The sequence below is a fragment of the Flavobacterium niveum genome (assembly GCF_055231775.1).
Map to the genome: position 1 here is coordinate 133,795 of NZ_JBUYSX010000006.1, position 21,497 is coordinate 155,291.

Genomic DNA, 21,497 nt, shown 5'->3' on the forward strand with positions numbered 1-21,497 from the left:
AAAAAGGCACATGGGTATTGTTTTATAAAATATAACCAAAAAGTAACTGTATGACGTTAAGGAGAGTTGTGGTAACCGGCTTAGGCGCACTAACACCAATAGGCAATACTGTAGAAGAATACTGGAACAGCCTTATAAATGGTGTAAGCGGCGCTGCACCCATTACATACTTTGATACCACCAACTTTAAAACCAAGTTTGCCTGTGAGGTAAAAAACTTTAAGGTTGAAGATTTTATAGACCGCAAGGAAGCCCGTAAAATGGACCGCTATGCGCAGTATGCCGTAGTAGCCAGCGACGAGGCTGTGACTGATGCTGCATTTGATATGGACACCCTTAACAAAGACAGGGTGGGCGTTATATGGGGCAGCGGCATAGGCGGGCTTGAAACCTTCCAGGAAGAGGTTATAAACTGGGCCGGCGGTACCGGAACACCTAAGTTTAACCCGTTCTTTATCCCTAAAATGATTGCCGATATTGCAGGTGGGCATATTTCTATAAAATATGGTTTCCGCGGGCCAAACTTTACTACGGTAAGTGCCTGTGCCTCATCTACAAACGCACTTATAGATGCCTTTAACTACATACGCCTGGGCCATGCCGATGTTATTGTGACAGGCGGTAGCGAGGCAGCCGTAACCATAGCCGGTATGGGTGGCTTTAATGCCATGCATGCCCTGAGCACCCGTAATGACGACCCTAAAACCGCAAGCCGACCTATGGACAAAGACCGCGAGGGTTTTGTACTGGGCGAAGGTGCCGGTGCGCTTATCCTTGAAGAGTATGAGCATGCCAAGGCACGCGGTGCAAAGATATACTGCGAAATAGGCGGCGGCGGCATGAGTGCCGATGCACACCATATTACCGCACCCCACCCTGAAGGGCTTGGCGCTAAAAACGTAATGATAAACTGTCTTAGGGACGCAGGCCTGAAGCCTGAAGACGTAGACGGTGTAAACATGCACGGCACCAGCACACCACTGGGTGATATTGCTGAAAGCAAAGCCATACTTACCGTATTTGGCGAACATGCCTATACCCTGAACCTTAACTCTACCAAGAGTATGACGGGCCACCTGCTGGGTGCTGCCGGGGCTATAGAAACCATTGCCTCTATACTTTCTATTAAGTACGGGATTGTTCCGCCTACCATAAACCATTTTACGGACGATGAAAACATCGACCCTAAGCTTAACTTTACCTTTAATACCGCGCAAAAACGCGATATGAAGGTGGTTATGAGCAACACCTTTGGTTTTGGTGGCCACAATGCCTGTGTACTGGTTAAAAAGCTTGAAGAATAATCCGCTTATGGGATTCTTTAAAAAGATATTTACAAAATCCCGCCCGGTTCCTAATGAGGGCGGGATTTTTTTTACCGAAATGAAAGCCATATTGGGTTTTGACCCAATAGACCTTAATCATTACCTCAGGGCGTTTACCCACCGTAGCAGCAACAAGCAGGACGAAAAGGGGAACCCCATAAACTACGAAAGGCTTGAGTTCCTGGGCGATGCCATGCTCGGGTCGGTCATCGCTGCACACTTATTTAATGAAGTGCCTACCGGCGATGAAGGCTACCTTACCAAAATGCGCTCTAAAATTGTAAGCCGCGAACACCTTAATGAGCTGGGCCGCGACCTTAACCTTATTAAGTGGGTACAAAGCAAGGTATCGGCAAACCATTTTGGCGAAAACATACACGGCAACCTTTTTGAAGCCTTTATCGGTGCTATTTACCTGGACAGAGGCTTCCCCTACTGCGAAAGGTTCATCCACGAAAAAGTGATATTGCCTTATGTAGACATACCGAAGCTGGAGGGCAAGGTAATAAGCTACAAGAGCCTGGTTATAGAATGGTGCCAAAAACAAAAAAAGGCATTTCACTATGAAATTTACGAAGACAACGGCGTGGAGGGTCCGAAGCATTTTGGCGTAAAACTCAAAATTGATGGCCAAATTGTAGCAAAAGCGCGGGCTACTTCAAAAAAGAAGGCTGAGGAAAAGGCATCTCAACGTGCATATTTCGCATTTCAGAAAAAAATTAACAAAAATTAAATTAAGTTTCGATTATCCTAAAACGTTTTCGTATAGAAAATAGCATAAACTTAATTTTAAGATTATTTTTTGTAATTTTTAAGTCCTATATTTACAACTTATTTGGAGTGTTAATGCTATGGCTATCCATAAGTTATTGATAGACGATTTTGAAAGTGCCGATTATACACTAATCGCAATACATTCGTCTTTAGAAGACTACCGGCTGGCCTATTTTGTAAATAGGGAACTTGAAATAAGGATGGAAAAATGCCCGAACGACCTGGGTGTGAAACAAAAAGAAGGATTAGCTTTTTTTTCGCGTTATTTTTTCGACTTCGAGGATCAGGATGAGGCCTGGCACCTTATACAGAACAAAACCAGTATTAGCGCTGCCCAGACAAACAATGTGTCGCTTTTTAGCGCAGATAGGTTTGCCTTTAGCTACAGCGCATTTTTTTTGCCGGAACTGAAAACGGCCGATTATGTACTGAAAGTAGAGAACGCTGCCGACGCCGACTCTGTGATAGTACAGCAGCTGCTGAAGATAAAACAGGTAACCACTGCCTATACTGTAGACCACTATAAACTAAAATCGAAGAACAACTTAATTTTTTAAGAGAATGCCGACAAACAAGAAAACTAAAATTGTAGCCACGCTGGGTCCTGCGTGCAGCACCAGGGAAGTTATCAAGAATATGATAGACGCCGGTGTAAACGTATTCAGGATCAACTTTTCGCATGCTGACTATGCTGATGTACAGGAGCGTATAGACATTATCCGCGGCCTTAACGAAGAGTTTGGTTACAACACATCAATCCTTGCCGACCTGCAGGGACCAAAACTACGCGTGGGCGTAATGAAAGAAGACGTGGTGGTAAACCCGGGCGACATCATTACCTTCCAGACTGCTGAGGATGTTCCCGGTACTGCCGAAAGGGTGTACATGAACTACAAGGCATTCCCTAACGACGTAAACCCGGGCGAAAGGATACTGCTTGATGACGGTAAACTTATATTTGAAGTTGTTGAGACAGATAAAACTGCCGAAGTAAAAACTGTTGTTATACAAGGTGGCCCGCTTAAATCTAAAAAAGGGGTAAACCTGCCTAACACTAAAGTATCGCTTCCTGCACTTACGGAGAAAGACATCCGCGATGCTATCTTCGCTATTAAAGCACAGGTAGACTGGATAGCGCTTTCGTTTGTACGTACGCCTCAGGATCTTGAAGACCTTCGCGTACTTATTACAGAGCATTCTGACCATAAAATTCCTATCGTGGCTAAAATTGAAAAGCCTGAAGGTGTAGAAAACATAGATAAGATTGTAGCGTACTGCGACGGCCTTATGGTGGCCCGTGGTGACCTGGGTGTGGAAATGCCTGCTCATGAGGTGCCGCTTATCCAGAAGAAGCTTATCAACCGTGCCAAAACTGCCCGTATCCCTGTAATTGTGGCTACGCAAATGATGGAAACCATGATTACCAGCCTTACGCCTACACGCGCCGAGGTAAACGACGTGGCAAACTCTGTTATGGACGGTGCCGATGCAGTAATGCTTTCAGGTGAAACTTCGGTAGGTAACTACCCTGTACAGGTTATCGAGAAAATGACACAGATTATTGAAGCTGTTGAAGATTCTCCGCTTATCACTGTGCCGCAAAACGTACCTACTGTACGTACTAAGCGTTACATAACTAAATCTATCTGCTACCACGCTGCACAAATGGCCGGTACAGTTCAGGCTAAAGCCATCTGTACGCTTACAAACAGCGGTTACACAGCATTCCAGATTTCTGCATGGAGGCCAAACTCGCGCATCCTTGTGTTTACTGACAACAAAAAAATCGTTACGCAACTTGGCCTGCTTTGGGGCGTTACCCCAATCTATTACGACAAGTCGCTTAGTACCGACGAAACTGTAGTAGACGTAAACAGCATTGCAGTACAAAAAGGTATCGTAGAAAAAGGTGATATCGTTATCAACCTTGCTGCTATGCCGGTTGCCGACCGTGGTATGGTGAACACCCTAAGGGTTTCTGAAATTGAATAGTAACCAACAACGTTGGTTTATATAGTAATGGCTGCCCTTGGGCAGCCATTTTTTTATGTATTACTATCAGGAAAGTCATATACTTTGAGGAAAGATATCGCTGAGCCATACCGATGCTGGCAAAAGCCTGCAAAGAAATCAGCAGAAGAGTAAAATACAGAAACCTACTCACGATGTAAAATAGGATTTCTCATAGAAGTCTTGCCATAAGAAGGTTTCCCCGTACGATGGCAATATTTTTCTTGAAAATCATAGTTTTGCCATTGTGCCCATGAAGCCCATGCATCATAAGTAAAAGGCCTTGATGGGTTAAATGGAATTGGTTGGCCCGTCCTTATACAGAAGCCCGTTTGCTGAAAAACGGAATTAGGTTTTGGCTCTTGTAGTACTCTATTAGAATAATCACGTTCAGGTTTTACATAGTCCTCTCTTTTTGGCCTTTCAGTTTCCACATCAAGCTCAACCGGATAATCATCCAACCTTTTAGACCCTAAAGATTTGATTCCCCCTTTGTAAAAAAATGCAGTGTTATCTGCCAATATTTCTGATGTGATATAATCTTTACTAAACCCCAGCATCGTCTTTTTATAACAAGGCCTTTTAATAAATATCACGTCATTTTCTGAGGCAATCCTATAACATTCATTCCATGCATCCATATCGGTATTTGTAGCGAAACGATCTGTAATAACATTAAGCACAGACTGTTCTGAATAAATACCAAATTCAATATTATTTTGGAAAGATTTATCGTAGAGATTAATTGAGGTTACTACGCCCTTTCTTTCGTTACCATAATACTTTCCGTGAAGATTGGGAACATAGACGATACTGATATTTGGAAACTGTTTAAAATATTCAAAATCGTGCTCGCTAAAACTTCGGCTAACTTCATTTTCATTCTTACCAAAAGCAATAGTTATATGCAGTTTGGGTTCATTGATATGTTTTTTAAAAAGCTTCTTAAAGTAATCGTCTAATTTGATGAATGGCGACACTATTAACAGCGACTTTTCAGCATCCCATATAATACTGTCAATTGTTTTAACAAGTTCTGTACCTGTAATAAATTTACTCATATTGAAAAAGTGGTTGATTTTAAAGAACTGTAAAATTACAAAAAATGTTAAATGTTTTTAAAGTTTAACATCTCGAACGTTATAGGTTTATCCTTATTACACAATAACTTAAATTGATTGTTACCTTGTTGCTTCTCTCATAGCTTTGCACTATCTTTGCGTCCTCAAATTTGAGACTGCAACAAATGAACAAACTACTCATTGTGGGAACGGTGGCCTTTGATGCCATAGAAACCCCCTTCGGCAAAACCGACAAAATACTTGGCGGTGCCGCTACTTACATTGGCCTTTCGGCTTCATTCTTTAAGGTAAAAAGCGCCATAGTATCTGTCGTGGGCGAAGATTTCCCGCAGGAGTATATAGATATGCTGAACAACAAAGGTATAGACACTACAGCTATTGAGGTAGTGCCGGGCGGCAAAACCTTCTTTTGGAGCGGCCGATACCATAACGACCTTAACAGCCGTGACACCCTTGAAACCCAACTGAACGTACTGGCTGATTTCCAGCCGAAAGTACCGGCTAATTTTACCGATGCTGAAGTAGTGATGCTGGGTAACCTGCACCCTATTGTACAGACAAGCGTACTGGACCAGCTTACGGCTACACCAAAGCTTGTAGTGCTGGACACTATGAACTTCTGGATGGACTGCGCACTTCCTGAACTTATGGATGTTATAAAACGTGTAGACGTTATTACCATAAACGATGAAGAGGCACGCCAGCTTAGCGGCGAATACAGCCTGGTAAAGGCTGCTGCCAAAATCCACACTATGGGGCCTAAGTATGTGGTAATTAAAAAAGGAGAACACGGCGCATTGCTGTTTCACGATAAAAAAGTATTCTTTGCCCCGGCGCTTCCGCTTGAGGAAGTGTTTGACCCTACAGGTGCGGGCGATACCTTTGCCGGTGGCTTTAGCGGCTACATTGCGCAAAGCGAAAATGTATCGTTTAAAAACCTGAAGAATGCTATAATTTACGGTTCTAACCTGGCATCGTTCTGCGTGGAGAAATTCGGCACAGAGCGTATGGAAGGGCTGCAAAGGGACGAAGTGCTGGAACGCTTACAGGAATTTAAGGCGCTCACACAGTTTGACATAGCGCTTGAAGAATAAACAGAATAACTAAGGCCTCATTACGGGGCTTTTTTTGATATAACTACAACACAACAACACATACACTACTATGAGCGACGCTATTAAACACGAATGTGGTATCGCAATGCTAAGGCTTCTGAAGCCGTTAGAATACTATAAAGAAAAATATGGTTCGGCTTTCTACGGGATACAGAAAATGTACCTGATGATGGAAAAGCAGCACAACCGCGGCCAGGATGGTGCAGGCTTTGCCAGCATTAAGCTTGACGTGAAACCTGGCCAACGCTACATAAGCCGCGTACGCAGCAACAAGCCGCAGCCGATACTGGACGTTTTTGCCCAGATAAACGAACGCATTAATGAAGAACTGGCTGCAAACCCTGAGTATGCCGATAACGTAGCACTGCAAAAAGAGAACATCCCTTATATAGGTGAGGTGTTTTTGGGTCACGTACGCTACGGTACTTTTGGCAAAAACAGCATAGAGAGCGTTCACCCTTTCTTGCGCCAGAACAACTGGATGCACCGTAACCTTATTGTAGCGGGTAACTTTAACCTGACCAATGTGCAGGAGCTGTTTAACAGCCTTGTAGAGCTGGGTCAGCACCCTAAAGAACTTGCCGATACAGTAACGGTAATGGAAAAGATAGGCCACTTCCTTGATGACGAGGTAGCTGACCTTTACCAGGAATGCAAGCAGGAAGGATACACCAAGCAGGAAGCTTCTCCGGTAATATCAGACAGGCTGAATGTGGCACGCATCCTTAAGCGCGCCTCTAAGCAGTGGGATGGCGGTTATGCCATGGCTGGTATGTTTGGCCACGGCGATGCATTCGTTTTCCGCGACCCTGCAGGTATACGACCTGCCTACTACTACCAGGACGATGAAATAGCCGTTGTAGCCAGCGAAAGGCCGGTGATACAAACCGTGTTTAACGTAGCTTTTGACGATGTACAGGAACTTACCCCGGGCAGTGCCATCATCATCAAGAAGAATGGTTCCGTTTCGGTTAAGGAAATCATCCCGCCTACTGTAAACAAAGCGTGTTCGTTTGAGCGTATCTACTTCTCCCGCGGAAGCGATGCCGAAATCTACGAAGAGCGTAAAGAGCTTGGCCGTCTTGTATTGCCCGATGTGCTTAAAGCCATAGACAACGATACAGACAACGCCGTTTTCTCATACATACCAAACACTGCCGAGACTTCATTCTTCGGCCTTGTGGAAGCCGCTAACGACTTCCTGAACCAGCGTAAGAACAACGAAATCCTTGAAAAACGCAATATCCTTAACGAGGAAACGCTTAAGGAACTGCTTTCGGTAAAAATACGTACTGAGAAAATCGCTATTAAAGATGCCAAGCTGCGCACCTTTATTACCGAAGACAGCAGCCGCGACGACCTTGTGGCGCACGTGTACGACGTTACCTACGGCGTTATTAAGCCCGAGGACAACCTTGTGATTATAGATGACTCTATAGTGCGCGGAACCACGCTTAAAATGAGCATCATTAAAATGATGGACCGCCTTAACCCTAAGCGTATCGTAGTGGTATCAGGTGCGCCGCAAATACGTTACCCTGACTGTTACGGTATCGATATGGCGAAGCTGGAGGGCCTTGTGGCATTCCGTGCGGCACACGAGCTGCTTAAAGAACGTGGGCTGGAGCATATAGTGCACGATGTGTATGCCAAATGTAAGGCGCAGGAAGGCCTGCCAGACAACGAGGTGGTAAACCACGTTACGGAGTTCTACGCTCCGTTTACCGACCAGGAGATATCAGACAAGATTGCACAAATGTTAACAACAAGCGATATTAAGGCTGAAGTGAAAATCATCTTCCAGACGGTAGAAAACCTGCACAAAGCATGCCCTAAAAACCTGGGAGACTGGTACTTTACCGGGGACTACCCTACACCGGGCGGTAACCGCGTGGTGAACCGTGCGTTTATAAACTTCTACGAAGGTAACGACGCCAGGGCATACTAATATTTAAATAAACAACCCCGAGAAAAACGTTTTCGTAGTTATGTTATAACTGCATTAACGGTTGTTTAACGGATAAATTTGCATTTCAACGATTTTTGCATGCATTTCATCTAATAGGCTTGCATTGTATAGTCAATAGATATACATTTACAAAAAATAGCATTAGTAAAATTTAAAATTTTACGGTATTTTTTGGGGGCTAAAAAAGGGAAGACTAACCGTTTTCCCTTTTTTTTATGTTTTAATTTATGCCATAACTATACCCGAAAAAGAAATAATTCCCAGAATGGTATCACTCTAATATTATCTGTAAATACCATAACATTGCTTTAAGCACCAGCCACGCTTGTAGATTTCCTCAGCTGCATAGAAGTATCTAAAAGTATAACTTCGTAGTTCTGGTTCCTTTTCCCTGAAACGTTTAAGTCTATGAGCTCTATAAGCTTGTTTAGCGAAAGGTACCCCATATCCCTGGCAGGTTGCCTGATGGCTGAAATAGGCGGGTTAAGCGCAAAAGCAATGTCTGTATTTGCAAAACCGATAACCGCAATTTCATCGGGCACCTTAATGCCCATTTCCGCCAGTATACCCAGTGTTCGCATGGTGATAAGGTCGGTAGCGCCAAAAATGGCATTGGGGCCTATATTCATCTCTTTAAGCTGTAGTATTGAGTCTTTGATTTTAGCATCAAGCTCTTCAATGTTTTCAAGGTTGCAAAACACCATATACCTTGAGTTAATGGGTATATCAAGGTTTTTCAGCGCTTTTTTATACCCTTGTATCCTTTGGTTGTTTTCGCCAAACTTATCGCCTGTAATAAATAATATACGTTTCCTGTGTATGTCTATTAAATGCTGAATGGCCTCAAATGTGCCTTTGTACTCATTAACCCCAACTTTTATAGTCCTTATATCGGGGTTTATCCTGTCAAAAAGCACTATAGGGCACAGGTTATCATTGATGTAATTGAGGTAATCAGAATTTGAAGTTTCACTTACGGGTGCCAGTAGTATACCATCTACCCCTTTAGACAGAAGTGCATCCAGGCATGCCCGTTCGTTTTCCACGTTTTCGAAGCTTTGCATAATAATGATATCGTAGCCCACTTCATAAGAGGCTTTATATATGCCGTCTATTACCTGTGCAAGGAATGTACTGCTGAAAAATGATGATATAACCACCCCCACCGATGTGGTTTGCCCCACTTTAAGGCTTTTTGCAAAACGGTTTGGCTTATAGTTATTTGCCTTGGCATAATCAGTAATAAGCTGCTTAGTAGCGGGGCTTATTTCGTAACTATTGTTCAGGGCTTTAGAAACCGTAGACACCGATACGCTTAAAGCTTTGGCAATATCTTTTATAGTAATATTAGACATACATTTTTACACCTCAGGGATTAAAAGAAAACGTTTTCTGTAAAATTAAAAGATTTTTGCATAAAAGATAAATTTAGGGTAACAAAACAAATAAAAAGAAAAAGAAAAAGAGGCTGCCTATACCGGCAGCCTCTCTCATAGTAACCTAACCCAAATAAACTCTATATTAACCCAAATATTTTGGACTATTTAGCATGAAAATTAATTATAACCCGGATTTTGGTAAGCATCTATTTCGGCATCACTCATTTCCATTGCATCCAACTGCCTTTGTGGTATAGGCCTCAAATACAGGTACGATTGTATATCGCGTTGGAATGTCTGTGGTGTATGGTCTGCAAACGTAGGCCCGCAAATCACGTATGTAGATGACAGTTCTGCCCATTTCTGTGTACGAACCAGGTCGTACCAGCGGTAGCATTCGCCATAATATTCCCTTGAGCGTTCTGCCAAAATATAATTAATATCTATAACGGCAGGTGTAGCTGCCACCATCTGTGCGCTGTGGTCTTCGTTTTTAGTTATATTATCGTTGTTATCCCAGCGCCATTTTCCGGCTCGTGCCCTAAGTACATTTACCAGGTCGTAAGCGGTCCTGCCCGAAGTTGTGGCTGCACCCTTAACCGCAGCTTCTGCCGCTATAAGGTAAAATTCTGAGAATTTAGCTATGTTAAACGGACGGGTACTGCCTGCATTTGGCTGGCCTAAGCCGCTACCGTTATCGGTGCGGTACGGGCCTTGTTTCCATATGCTCGGGAACGAAATCCTGCTTATTGCAGTAGGCGACCTTACATAATCTGGCCTTCCGGCAATTACACCCGCACCTACGTTACTTTTATATGTACTGTTACTGTAATCTATAGATTCTGAAGGCTCATTGTCCAGGAACGTCATTACAGCATCGCCGGGTACCACGTGCTCATTGTTTGCGTTATACAAAAATGCATAGTTAAGGTTTCCTTTAGGCCAGTTTGCCCTGTACACCGTTGTAAAAGTACCATCGTAGCGTGAGTCGTTTGTTTTATCGGCAAATGTATTTGTTATGGTGCCTATTGTAGGTGCCATACAGGTCCAAGGGCGGCCATACCTTTGTGCAGCCTCACGCTGTACAGAACTTATAAGAGATGTTTGCCCTGCATCTGCCGCGCTTCTTACTATGGTATAGTTCCACGTCATCATCCAGCTGGCAAAGTTATCGGGCGATGCACCTGTACCGTAAGTAAGGCTGCCGCCGTTGTAAAATTCACTTGCCTGTGTATGGTCTGCATAAAGCAGTATTTCGTTATTACGGTCGTTTTGTGCAAGGCTTATGTCATAAAACGTAGGCTGTAGCCCAAACGAGCCGGGATTGTCTATAGCCTCTGTAGCTACATTGTAGGCCTGCTGAAAGTACCAGGCGGCATCATGCCCGTCAGGGTCTGTACGCGATGCTTCAGGATAGGTAGGTATGTTGCCCGGGTTTTGTAGCCACCATGCATATGTAAGGTAAGCCTTGGCAAGATACAGCCTGGCTACAGTTTTAGTAACGCCACCGGTAACACGGCCACCATCGGGCAGGTTTTGTGTGGCAATTATAAGATCTGGGAATATGGCTTTAGTATACACTTCTGGCACCGTGTTCCTTACAGATACGCGTGTAGCCGAGGTATTGAATTTAAGTTCGCCTGCACCCAAATCAAGCGGTACGCCACCAAAAGTCTGCACAAGCATAAAGTAATCAAAAGCACGGAAAAACCTGGCTTCAGAGATAAGCGCTTCAGATATGCCTACCGTGGTAGCATTTTCTATAATACCGCTCGCCGTATTTATATTAGGGAAAGCGGCAAACCACAACACGTCCGAACGGCTGGTAACACTGGTAAGCTGCCCCACGCCAGAGAGGTCCATATCTTTAAAGTTACCGTCACCGCTGGCGCCGTACGTAGCCTCATCTGTACCGGTAAGGCACATGTTATAGTAATATCCGTTACCGTATATGTATCTCAGGTGGGCGTACATGGACGTCAAACCACCGTAAACTCCTTTTTCAGTTTTAAAATACTCGGGCGTATATATACTGCGGGGCTTTTCGTCCAGCACATCGGTACAGCCTGTAAGGAACATGCCCGAAAAGAGTACCAGCCCTAAAATGGTTTTTATTTGTTTAAGTTTCATAGTGTCTTTTTTTAGAAAGTTATGTTCATACCAATCATAAAGTTTCGTGTAACCGGCGTATTTACCCCTTGGGTTAACAGGCGCCTCTGGTAAGAGCTTACGGCAGAGTTTTCATCACCATACGAGTTTGTTTCAGGATCAAGGCCTGTTTCTTTATGGTAAGGGGAGTATATTACAAATGGGTTTTGCACGGTAGTATACAGCCTTAGCTTGCTTATACCTGCCTTATTAATAAAATCCTGCTTAAATGTGTAACCCAGCGATATGGTACGTACTTTTATGTACGAGCCGTCAAAATATCCCAGTGTACTGCCGTACTTAGGGTTGTTACTGCTACGCTGCGACTTAGGGTTAGGATATCTTGTATTGGTATTCTCCGGTGTCCAGTAGTCTATGTCTACCTGCCCCCTGCGGCCGTCCATAAGGTTAAGGTAACCTGCAGAGCCATAAAGCGTGCTTATAAGTATACCACCTTCCTGGAAAGCACCTACTATACCCAGGTCAAATCCTTTGTAATTAACATGGGTATTAAAACCTCCCTGGAATTTAGGGTTTACATCCATTATCTGGCGGTCATCAGGACCTATAGCCCTTACAGGCGTACCGTCTTCATTATAATCTCCGGTATATTTTACTTTAATCATACCTATACCGTTGTCTACAGTAGGGTCATTAGCAGCACCCGGCTCCAGTATGGCCAGGTATGGGTCGCCCTCCTGCCAAAGGCCTATCCTTTGATAGTCATAAATAACATTTATAGGTTTCCCTACAAACCACCAGTTGTTTTCGTCCCTTGTAGCACCCGAAGCCAGCGAAACCAGCTTGTTTCGGTTTGCATACAGGTTTATACCCGCATCCCACGTAAATCCGTCAGGGTTGTCTATGATAATACCGTTTAATGAAACTTCAAAACCTTTGTTTTGGGTAGCACCGATATTTGCAGTATAGCTGTCTACACCCGATGTAGGAGGAAGCCCTACGCTAAGCAGTACATTGTTTGTATCCTGAACATAATATTCTACTGTACCGGTAAGCCTGCTGTTAAAGAAACCGAAATCTATACCGTAGTTCCATGTTTTAGAATACTCCCAACCCAGTTTAGGGTTTGGCAGCTGCGATACATAATAACCGGTAGAGTAAGTACCACCAAAGTTGTATGGCCTGGTACTTAAAAGCCCAAGTGTCTTATATGGATCTACAGCCTGATTAGACGTTTCACCATAACCTACCCTAAGCTTTAGAAGGTCTATAAATTTAGATTCTTTAAGGAACGATTCTGACTTGATGTTCCAGCCAGCAGAAACCGCAGGGTATGTATGCCATTGGTGGCCCGGCGCCAGCCTTGATGAAGCATCTGAACGCATGGTGGCGCTAAGCATATACTTATCATTATAAGAATACATAACACGGCCCATATATGAAACCAAACCACTTTTTTGATACGCCTGGTTAGCCGGGTTAATGGTAACTTCGCCCTGCGCCTGGCCCAGGTTATAAAACTGGAAAGCATCAGACGGTATATTCCTGGCACTTATAGATGAACTGTTAAACATATTCTCCTGTGCAGAATATAGTGCTACTGCATTAATTTTGTGCTTTTCTGCAAAAGTGTGGTCATATGTAAGCAGGTTTTCTATGGTCCAGTTTGTAGTAAGCGAATTGCCAATAGCTGCTACCGAAGGCGTATCGGCAGTTGAGCTGAAAACACCTTCGCCGGTATAGCTGCCGCTATTGCTTGTACGTACGGTACCGCCTATGTTAGTACGGAATTTAAGGCCGTCTACCCATGGTATTTTTACCTCTCCGTATAATGCATTGTAAGATGAAAATGCCTTGGTTTTATCTACATACTTATCGCCCAGGTGCTCCAGGGTATACCTGCTGTACACCCACTGCTCATCAAGCGGCATCCTTACGGTCCTTTTCCAGGTACCATCTTCATTATACGGGTTAGCTATAGGAGACATGCTCAGCACACCATACATGTTAAGGCTGTTGCCATTGTTTACAGAATAGTTATTGTTTGATGTAAACCCGAAACGGAACAGGCCTATTTCCTGGTCAAGCGAGCCCTGTAGGGTTACACGCTGGTAGTCCTGTAATGGTATTACAGCTTCTTCTTTATAGTAGCTTGTACTAAAGTTATAGCTGCCTTTTGCAGTACCGCCGCTTACACCCATATAATGGTTTTGCATGGTACCCGTCCTGTAAAACAGGTCTTGCCAGTTTGTATTTACATCATCTGCCTCATCAAGGCCGTTAGTATACATACCTGCAGCGGCACGCAGTTTTACATACTCCGGCCCGCTCATCATCGGGTAATCGGCAAATACTTCCTTGGTACCGTAATAGCCGTTATAGGTAAAACGTGCCTCGCCTCCTTTTTGGCCCTTATTAGATGTAACAAGTATAACACCATTGGCACCACGCGAACCGTAAATGGCCGTTGCAGAAGCATCTTTAAGTATCTCTATGCTTTTTATATCGTCTGAGCTAAGGTCGCCCAGCGAACCTGCAAACGGTATTCCGTCCAGCACTACCAGAGGTTCATTACTCGCATTAAGCGAGCGGCTTCCCCTAACACGTATTTGCATTGTGGCACCCGGTTTTGTAGAGGTTTGAGACAACTCCACACCTGCCATCCTGCCCTGTAACGCCTGGGTAATGTTAGCCGAAGGCATTTCGCGCAGCTGTTCTCCTTTTATAGACACAACAGATCCGGTAACGGCCTCTTTTCTCTGGGCACCGTAACCCACCACCACAACCTCATCAAGCTGTTTTGTATCGCTTTCTATGGTTACATTCAGGGTAGTTCCGGTAACTGCAATTTCCTGGGTTTTAAAACCTACAGACGAAAACACCAGCACAGTACCCTGTGGCACAGAAATGGTATAATTACCGTCAAAGTCTGTAGCCGTGGCATTTGTAGTGCCTTTTATAACAACATTTACTCCCGGTACGCCCAGTTTATCTTCTGCCGAAGTAACGGTTCCGGTAACACTTATATTTTGCGCCTGCATAATAAAGTGCGGAGCTAAGAATAACGTAAATAGTAACAACAGCCTTTTGGGTGTTATTAATACTTTGTAGAGGTTCTCCATAAATTAAATTAGTTAGTTATTGATTAAAATAAAATGTGTTTGGTTATAGCTGTTCATAATACAAATCTTTTAAACTAAAACGATTTCGCAAATAAGGTGTTTTTCTCGCATTCTAAAAAGTTTTAAAATAATTTCACAAAAAACGTATTGATAAAATTTGGATGGGCTTTCGCGCCATGGTCAGTATCCATATTTCTGTGTACTGAAAACAGTGTTTGCAGATGTATGGCAATGGGCAACTTATGGTATTACAGACCAAAAGTAAAATTTAGTTATATGAAGCCCATAATCAGACACTAAAAATCTACGAATACGTTTTAGTAAATTTGAGTCCGTCTATCATTCACATGAAATAAATTATCATAAATTACATATTTGAAAAAAAAACCTGCGCAAAAATGTGCATTGCATAATTTACAATATTTACAGGCCCTGCTGAGGAAACCAAGTGCATTCACCTAAAAAAACGGACTGCGATACTACCTGTACCTCTTATAAAAACCCTGCATATAGTACCTTTTACCATTAATTATTTTTCTGCAATACCAATACAATTTAAAAACAATCCTTAACCATGAAATTCAGAAATCGCTATTTAGCCATTATACTCCTGCTGTTTAATTTTACTGTAAAGGTTAATGCACAAAACAATTACCCGTTCCGGGATTACAACCTAAGTTTTGACCAACGTGTAGATGACCTTGTAAGCAGGCTGACACTCGAAGAAAAAGTATCGCAAATGCTTAATGCCTCGCCTGCTATAGACAGGCTGGGCATACCTGCCTACGACTGGTGGAACGAAACCCTGCACGGGGTGGCACGTACACCCTTTAAGGTAACTGTGTATCCGCAGGCCATAGCCATGGCGGCAACATTTAATAAGGATGACCTTTATAATATGGCCGATTACTCGGCTGCTGAAGGGCGGGTGATTTATAATAAGGCCGTGGCTACAGGCCGTACTAACGAACGCTACCTGGGGCTAACCTACTGGACACCCAATATTAATATATTCAGGGATCCGCGCTGGGGCCGTGGCCAGGAAACCTATGGCGAAGACCCCTACCTTACCGCCATGCTGGGCGATGCTTTTGTACACGGCCTGCAGGGAAACGACCCTAAATACCTTAAAGCTGCCGCCTGTGCGAAGCATTATGCAGTACATAGCGGCCCGGAGCCGTTAAGGCACGAGTTTGATGTAGATGTAAGCCCGTACGACCTTTGGGACACCTATCTGCCTGCTTTTAAAAAGCTGATAACAGAATCTGAAGTGGCAGGGGTTATGTGCGCCTACAATGCCTTTAGGAAACAGCCGTGCTGTGGCAGCGATATTTTAATGAATGATATTTTACGCAAGCAGTGGAAGTTTAACGGCTATGTAACATCAGACTGCTGGGCTATTGACGATTTTTTTAAAAACCACAAAACCCACCCCGATGCTGCTACTGCCGCAGCCGATGCCGTATTTCACGGTACGGATGTGGAGTGCGGTACAGACGTGTACAAGTCACTTATAAAAGCTGTGAAGGACGGTATAATTACCGAATCACAAATCGACATATCGGTCAAAAGGTTGTTTATGATACGCTTCCGCCTGGGAATGTTTGACCCTGCATCGATGGTTTCATACACCCAAATTCCGGACACGGAGCTTGAAAGTGCAGCACATGCCGACCTGGCACTCAGGATGGCCCAACAGTCTATGGTGCTTTTGAAAAACGAAAAAAGCGCCCTGCCGCTAAGTAAAAACCTTAAAAAAATAGTGGTTTTGGGTCCTAATGCAGATAACAGCATATCTATATTAGGCAATTATAACGGCATACCATCTAAGCTGACAACGGTATTACAGGGCATTAAGGAAAAAGCAGGACCAAATACCGAAGTAGTTTATGAAAGGGCGGTAAACTTTACTAACAGCAACCTGCTTGCTTATGAAGACTTTTCACAACAATACTCTTATGACGGAAAAACAGGCTTTAAGGCAGAGTACTTTAATAACAGGCAACTAAGCGGAACACCGGTAATACTGCAACATAGCAAGCTTGAAAACATGTGGCAGGAAGGCCAGGCTGTTGCCCCCGGTATTACAGCCAGGGATTTCTCGGCCAGGTATTCTGCTGATTTTAAACCTGTAAAGGATGGCACTATTACCTTTGAGCTGGAGGGCGACGACGGCTACCGCTTTATTATAAACGGTAAAACGGTTATCAATGCATGGGAAAGAAACCGTTGGGGAGCCAAAACCTACCAGCTCGATGTAAAGAAAGATTCGGTATACCACCTGGTAACAGAGTACTGGCAGGGCGATGGAAAAGCTAACATAAGGCTGAGTGCCGGGCAATACGTGAAAAGCAATTTCAACGACATTGCAGCCAAACATAAAGATGCAGATGCCTTTGTTTTTGTAGGGGGTATTTCACCACAGCTTGAGGGCGAAGAAATGAAAGTGGATGATCCCGGCTTTAACGGTGGCGACCGCACCAGCATAATGCTGCCCGAAGTGCAGACAGAACTGATGAAGGCATTGCACAAAACCGGTAAACCCGTAGTATTTGTGATGATGACGGGCAGCGCCATAGCCACCCCATGGGAATCGGCAAATGTACCTGCCATACTTAATGCATGGTATGGCGGGCAGGCAGCAGGCAAGGCAGTAGCCGATATACTTTTTGGCAATTATAACCCTTCGGGCAGGCTACCGGTTACGTTTTATAAGGGCGACAGTGACTTAGGGTCGTTTAATGATTACAGCATGGAAAACCGCACGTATCGTTATTTTAAAGGGCAACCGTTATACGGATTTGGGTTCGGGTTAAGCTATACCAACTTTAAATACAGCAACTTAAAGATGCCTGCTACAATCCGTAAAAATAGTGAGGTAAAAGTATCGGTTGAAATTACCAATACCGGAAAATTTGCCGGGGAGGAAGTGGCACAACTTTATGTGGTGAACAAGGATAAAAAGATAAAATCGGCGTTGAAGTCATTGAAGGGGTTTGAAAGGTTAGCCCTGAAACCCGGGGAAACTAAAACCGTTACCTTTACCCTTACTGCTGCCGACCTTTCTTACACTACCGAAGACGGCACACAACAACAATTTGACGGAAAAGTAGAGCTATTTGTGGGCAGCTGCCAGCCGGGTGAACCTAACAAAACCGGCAATAATACACTTAGCAAAGTAATTACAATGAAGTAACTATAAATAAATATACCGGATTCGCTTTTGTGAGTGAATCCGGTATATATCATTAAGTTATTTGGCGGGAAGACTGTAATGTTTCTATGATTTCATTTACGCTTGCCACGTTATAATCTCCCCTTACCGTGTGTTGTAAGGCATAAGCCGCTATGGCAAAATTAAGCGCATGCTGCTCTTCATGGAACCGCAGTATATACAGCAGCCCGGCAGCAAACGATTCCGATGCGCCTTCGCGGTCTACAATACTGCCTATTTCTATTTCGGGAGTTTGTATGTAACGTTTATTTACCCAGCCACGCCCATAGCACCTGGAGCCGTTACAAACCTTATCAAACACCCCGGTTATGTTAGGGTATACGGCATTAAGCATCGCACAGGCATCGGTAAACCCGGCCGTATCAGTGCCAAAATCAGTACCCAGCAGTATGTTAATGTTGTTTACCCCTGCAATCACTATAGATGAGTACGGTAGCAGTGAGGTAACCATATCCCTCGAAAAATCTTCGATACCGGGATTTATAAGAGACAGGTCGGTAACAATGCTTACATTATCGGCATACGCGTTTTGTAATATACCTGCCAGCTTATCTGCCGCGCCGTGAAGCCGCGACAGGCTTGCCGACCAAAACAGCCATCCTGCATCGGCCAGTATGTTGTTCCACAACATCGCGTTCCAGTCAAAAGTTTCAAACGGGCTTTTGTGCAGCACATTTGCCACCTTGTTTGGCCGCACCCCGCTGCCGCGTTCTACAATGCAGATGCCTAACGGAACTGCCGCCTTTTGTATATAGTGTGTATCTATTCCCCTTTGTTTCATAAGCGTTACAACTGCATCGCCCAAAAGGTCATCTGATACTATTGTAAAATGCGAAACGTCCTGTCCCAGGCTCGATAATGAGGCTGCTACATTCATTTCACAGCCCTTAAACGAAAAATCAAGGCTCGCCGATTGCTTTATCTTCAGTTGCTCTGAAGACATCGCTACCATATACACTTCCCCTATTGTAACTACCTTTCCTTTTGCATTAAAATGTGTCATTTTCCCGGTATAACAAGGTTAAACTTCCCCCTAAAATTTGGTTATCGATTAAAAATAGCCTGCCGGAACCACCCGGCAGGCCTTGTGTAAAAAACCAAACTCTATATTTAATGATTATATTAAATATTCTTAATTCCTAATTTTTAGCCGCTTCAAAAATCTTCCCTACCACGTCTTTCTTAACAGAAAGATCACGGTTAAAAGGCAGCGGATAATTCGTGCGGCCATGTATGGGCCAGTTGTTAAGCCACGTATTCCTGTCTGAAAGCCCCCAAAAAGTAACCCGGTCTATGTGGTCGCTGTATTTTACAAACAGCTTAAAAATATTACCATAACGGCTTGCAAGCTGCTGCTGCACACCGGCAGGTAAACCGGTAGTATAAGGGTTAAGCCGTTCCTCATACTTTGCGGTATTTGCCACGTCGGCGGTAATGCCGGCTCCATTATCGGGCAACACAGATATATCAAGTTCAGTAAAATTTACTATAACACCCGCCTTTATAAAATCGAGTATCAGCGCCTCTACCTCAGCATCAGTACCATGTTTCAGGCTGTAATGTGCCTGCTCCCCCACTGCTTTTATGGGTAATCCCTTTTTCTTTAACTGTTGTACTATTTTTACAGCCCCTTGCCGTTTTTCGCTGCGGTTCAGGTTGTAGTCATTGTAATACAATTCAACATCAGGGTCTGCCGCATGCGCATATTCAAAAGCCTTTTCTATATAATCATCGCCTATAATCATTTTCCATTTCGAATTACGCAATGTACCGTCTTCATTAAGGGCTTCATTTACTACATCCCAACCTTTTATAACGCCTTTATACCTGTGCATCACGGTTTCTATATGGTCTTTCATACGGGCCAGCAGGGCTTCGCGGGTAAGGTCATTGCCTTTACTGTCTTTAAATACCCAATCGGGCGTTTGCGAATGCCATACCAGCGTATGCCCAATGATAAACATACCCGACTGTTTCCCAAAGTCTACATAAGCATCAGCCGGGGCAAAATTGTATGTACCCTCAGCCGGGTGTATGTTTTCCCATTTAAGGTCGTTTTCAGGGCTTGTACTATTGTAATACTGTTTTATAAGCTCCTGCTCTTTCTTATCGCCTCCCATTGCCTGCTGCCTGTTTATGGCCACCCCAACATAGAACTTGTCTTTAAAAACCGACTTGAATGTTTGTATAGCGGGCTGCGAATACACTGTGCCAATAGCCAAAAACATACAACCAAATAATCCGGTAAACCTGCTTACGGCTTTCATAACTGTTGCTGTTTACGGATTGATAAGCTGTAGCGAACCGTCAGCATTATGCACAAGTTCCGTCACCTTTATGTTCCTCAGGTGCGTTTTGCCCGAAAGCTGGGTATCGTGGTAAAACAGGTACCATTTGCCCTTAAACTCTACGATAGAATGGTGTGTTGTCCATCCTTCTACCGGGTTCATAAAATGCCCCTTGTACTCAAACGGCCCGGTAGGTTTGTCGCCCACGGCATAAGCCAGGTAATGGGTATCTCCTGTAGAGTAGGTAAAATAGTATTTGCCATTGTATTTATGCATGTACGAACCTTCAAAAAACCTCCTGTCGTGGTCTTTGGTAAGCAGCGGCTTGCCCTCATTGTCGTTAATAACAATATCGCCCACGGGCCCGTCAAACTGCAGCATGTCTTTACTAAGCTTAGCTACCTTGCAGGTAAGTGCCGCTTCATCCGGTTTTTCAGAATCGGTTTTAGAACCGTTAGCATCATATTTGCCCGAAGCCCAGCGCTGTAGCTGCCCACCCCATATACCCCCGAAATACATGTACGAAGTACCGTCTTCATCGGTAAAAATGGCCGGGTCTATACTATAACTGCCTTTTATAGGCTCTTTTTCGGCTACAAACGGGCCGGCAGGGCTTTTACCGGTAGCCACCCCTATACGGAAAACATCCTGCTTATCCTTCACCGGAAAATATAGGTAGTACATACCGTTTTTAAATTCGGCATCGGGTGCCCAAAGCTGGCGCCCCGCCCACGGGATATTTTTTATATCAAGCCCCACACCGTGGTCTGTAACTTTCCCTCCCACACTGTCCAGCGAAAATATATGGTAATCCTTCATATCGAAATGGTCGCCGTTATCATTTTCAGGCGTGCCCGCATCAATATCGTGCGACGGGTATATGTAAATTTTCCCTTCAAACACGCGTACCGAAGGGTCGGCTGTATATATATCTGAAACAAGCGGCTGCGAAAGGTATTTTTTACCTTCAAACTGTGCCGCCTCCTTGTTCTCTTCTTTGTTCTCCGTTTCTTTTTTACAGGCCGTAACACTTAAAGCCGTTACTGCCAGCAGGCATGCTGTAGCCCTTGTAAAATATCTTTTGTTCAT

The 21,497-nt window shown here is 44.0% G+C and carries 14 protein-coding genes; 7 read left to right on the forward strand and 7 right to left on the reverse strand.

What is annotated here, in order from left to right:
* The first annotated feature begins 50 nt into the window (after positions 1–50).
* The 4 genes from fabF to pyk all read left to right on the forward strand — a co-directional run bounded on the left by fabF (position 51) and on the right by pyk (position 4,091).
* Complete coding sequence (fabF, locus tag ACZIX4_RS15415) at positions 51–1,304, forward strand: beta-ketoacyl-ACP synthase II (protein WP_463336532.1); 1,254 nt, start codon at positions 51–53, stop codon at positions 1,302–1,304.
* Between the two features lie 7 nt (positions 1,305–1,311).
* The gene (rnc, locus tag ACZIX4_RS15420; RefSeq protein WP_463336737.1) at positions 1,312–2,058 is read left to right on the forward strand and encodes a ribonuclease III; all 747 of its coding nucleotides are present in this window, start codon (positions 1,312–1,314) and stop codon (positions 2,056–2,058) included.
* A gap of 118 nt (positions 2,059–2,176) precedes the next feature.
* Entirely contained in the window at positions 2,177–2,656 is a 480-nt protein-coding gene (locus tag ACZIX4_RS15425; protein ID WP_463336533.1) for an IPExxxVDY family protein, read from the forward strand.
* A 4-nt stretch (positions 2,657–2,660) separates the two neighbouring features.
* A complete protein-coding gene (pyk, locus tag ACZIX4_RS15430) occupies positions 2,661–4,091 on the forward strand; it encodes a pyruvate kinase (protein WP_463336534.1) in 1,431 nt (476 codons plus the stop codon).
* 164 nt (positions 4,092–4,255) lie between these two features.
* Here pyk and ACZIX4_RS15435 read toward each other — a convergent pair whose 3' ends face one another.
* Complete coding sequence (locus ACZIX4_RS15435; RefSeq protein WP_463336535.1) at positions 4,256–5,170, reverse strand: phospholipase D family protein; 915 nt, start codon at positions 5,168–5,170, stop codon at positions 4,256–4,258.
* A 185-nt stretch (positions 5,171–5,355) separates the two neighbouring features.
* On the opposite strand from ACZIX4_RS15435, the gene ACZIX4_RS15440 reads away from it, so the two are divergent.
* Positions 5,356–6,285: a PfkB family carbohydrate kinase gene (locus ACZIX4_RS15440; protein WP_463336536.1), complete on the forward strand. Its 930-nt coding sequence runs from the start codon at positions 5,356–5,358 to the stop codon at positions 6,283–6,285.
* A 70-nt stretch (positions 6,286–6,355) separates the two neighbouring features.
* Complete coding sequence (locus ACZIX4_RS15445) at positions 6,356–8,254, forward strand: amidophosphoribosyltransferase (protein WP_463336537.1); 1,899 nt, start codon at positions 6,356–6,358, stop codon at positions 8,252–8,254.
* 329 nt (positions 8,255–8,583) lie between these two features.
* On the opposite strand, the gene ACZIX4_RS15450 is transcribed toward ACZIX4_RS15445, so the two are convergent.
* The 3 genes from ACZIX4_RS15450 to ACZIX4_RS15460 form a co-directional block, all read right to left on the reverse strand.
* Positions 8,584–9,630, reverse strand: coding sequence for a LacI family DNA-binding transcriptional regulator (locus ACZIX4_RS15450; RefSeq protein ID WP_463336538.1), 1,047 nt, complete (start codon positions 9,628–9,630; stop codon positions 8,584–8,586).
* Positions 9,631–9,831: 201 nt separating this feature from the next.
* Entirely contained in the window at positions 9,832–11,784 is a 1,953-nt protein-coding gene (locus ACZIX4_RS15455; RefSeq protein ID WP_463336539.1) for a RagB/SusD family nutrient uptake outer membrane protein, read from the reverse strand.
* Positions 11,785–11,795: 11 nt separating this feature from the next.
* Positions 11,796–14,885 carry a SusC/RagA family TonB-linked outer membrane protein gene (locus ACZIX4_RS15460; protein WP_463336540.1) on the reverse strand — a complete coding sequence of 1,030 codons (3,090 nt, stop codon included), beginning with the start codon at positions 14,883–14,885 and terminating at the stop codon, positions 11,796–11,798.
* Positions 14,886–15,459: 574 nt separating this feature from the next.
* Here ACZIX4_RS15460 and ACZIX4_RS15465 point away from each other — a divergent pair.
* Positions 15,460–18,081 (forward strand): glycoside hydrolase family 3 C-terminal domain-containing protein, encoded by a 2,622-nt coding sequence (locus ACZIX4_RS15465; protein ID WP_463336541.1) that lies wholly within the window; start codon positions 15,460–15,462, stop codon positions 18,079–18,081.
* Positions 18,082–18,133: 52 nt separating this feature from the next.
* Here the strand turns inward: ACZIX4_RS15465 and ACZIX4_RS15470 are convergent, their stop codons facing one another.
* From ACZIX4_RS15470 to ACZIX4_RS15480, 3 genes are all read right to left on the reverse strand, one after another.
* Positions 18,134–19,123, reverse strand: a complete 990-nt coding sequence (locus ACZIX4_RS15470) for a PfkB family carbohydrate kinase (RefSeq protein ID WP_463336542.1) — start codon at positions 19,121–19,123, stop codon at positions 18,134–18,136.
* Between the two features lie 136 nt (positions 19,124–19,259).
* The gene (locus ACZIX4_RS15475) at positions 19,260–20,387 is read right to left on the reverse strand and encodes an endo-1,4-beta-xylanase (RefSeq protein WP_463336543.1); all 1,128 of its coding nucleotides are present in this window, start codon (positions 20,385–20,387) and stop codon (positions 19,260–19,262) included.
* Between the two features lie 12 nt (positions 20,388–20,399).
* Positions 20,400–21,497, reverse strand: a complete 1,098-nt coding sequence (locus ACZIX4_RS15480; protein ID WP_463336544.1) for a glycoside hydrolase family 43 protein — start codon at positions 21,495–21,497, stop codon at positions 20,400–20,402.

Excerpts from the sequence above, each read along its gene's own strand:
- ACZIX4_RS15435 (WP_463336535.1), bottom strand. The coding sequence starts at position 5,170 with ATGAGTAAATTTATTACAGGTACAGAACTTGTTAAAACAATTGACAGT.
- ACZIX4_RS15465 (WP_463336541.1), top strand. The coding sequence starts at position 15,460 with ATGAAATTCAGAAATCGCTATTTAGCCATTATACTCCTGCTGTTTAAT.
- fabF (WP_463336532.1), top strand. The coding sequence starts at position 51 with ATGACGTTAAGGAGAGTTGTGGTAACCGGCTTAGGCGCACTAACACCA.
- rnc (WP_463336737.1), top strand. The coding sequence starts at position 1,312 with ATGGGATTCTTTAAAAAGATATTTACAAAATCCCGCCCGGTTCCTAAT.
- ACZIX4_RS15445 (WP_463336537.1), top strand. The coding sequence starts at position 6,356 with ATGAGCGACGCTATTAAACACGAATGTGGTATCGCAATGCTAAGGCTT.
- ACZIX4_RS15450 (WP_463336538.1), bottom strand. The coding sequence starts at position 9,630 with ATGTCTAATATTACTATAAAAGATATTGCCAAAGCTTTAAGCGTATCG.
- pyk (WP_463336534.1), top strand. The coding sequence starts at position 2,661 with ATGCCGACAAACAAGAAAACTAAAATTGTAGCCACGCTGGGTCCTGCG.
- ACZIX4_RS15480 (WP_463336544.1), bottom strand. The coding sequence starts at position 21,497 with ATGAACAAAAGATATTTTACAAGGGCTACAGCATGCCTGCTGGCAGTA.
- ACZIX4_RS15470 (WP_463336542.1), bottom strand. The coding sequence starts at position 19,123 with ATGACACATTTTAATGCAAAAGGAAAGGTAGTTACAATAGGGGAAGTG.
- ACZIX4_RS15475 (WP_463336543.1), bottom strand. The coding sequence starts at position 20,387 with ATGAAAGCCGTAAGCAGGTTTACCGGATTATTTGGTTGTATGTTTTTG.
- ACZIX4_RS15460 (WP_463336540.1), bottom strand. The coding sequence starts at position 14,885 with ATGGAGAACCTCTACAAAGTATTAATAACACCCAAAAGGCTGTTGTTA.
- ACZIX4_RS15455 (WP_463336539.1), bottom strand. The coding sequence starts at position 11,784 with ATGAAACTTAAACAAATAAAAACCATTTTAGGGCTGGTACTCTTTTCG.
- ACZIX4_RS15440 (WP_463336536.1), top strand. The coding sequence starts at position 5,356 with ATGAACAAACTACTCATTGTGGGAACGGTGGCCTTTGATGCCATAGAA.
- ACZIX4_RS15425 (WP_463336533.1), top strand. The coding sequence starts at position 2,177 with ATGGCTATCCATAAGTTATTGATAGACGATTTTGAAAGTGCCGATTAT.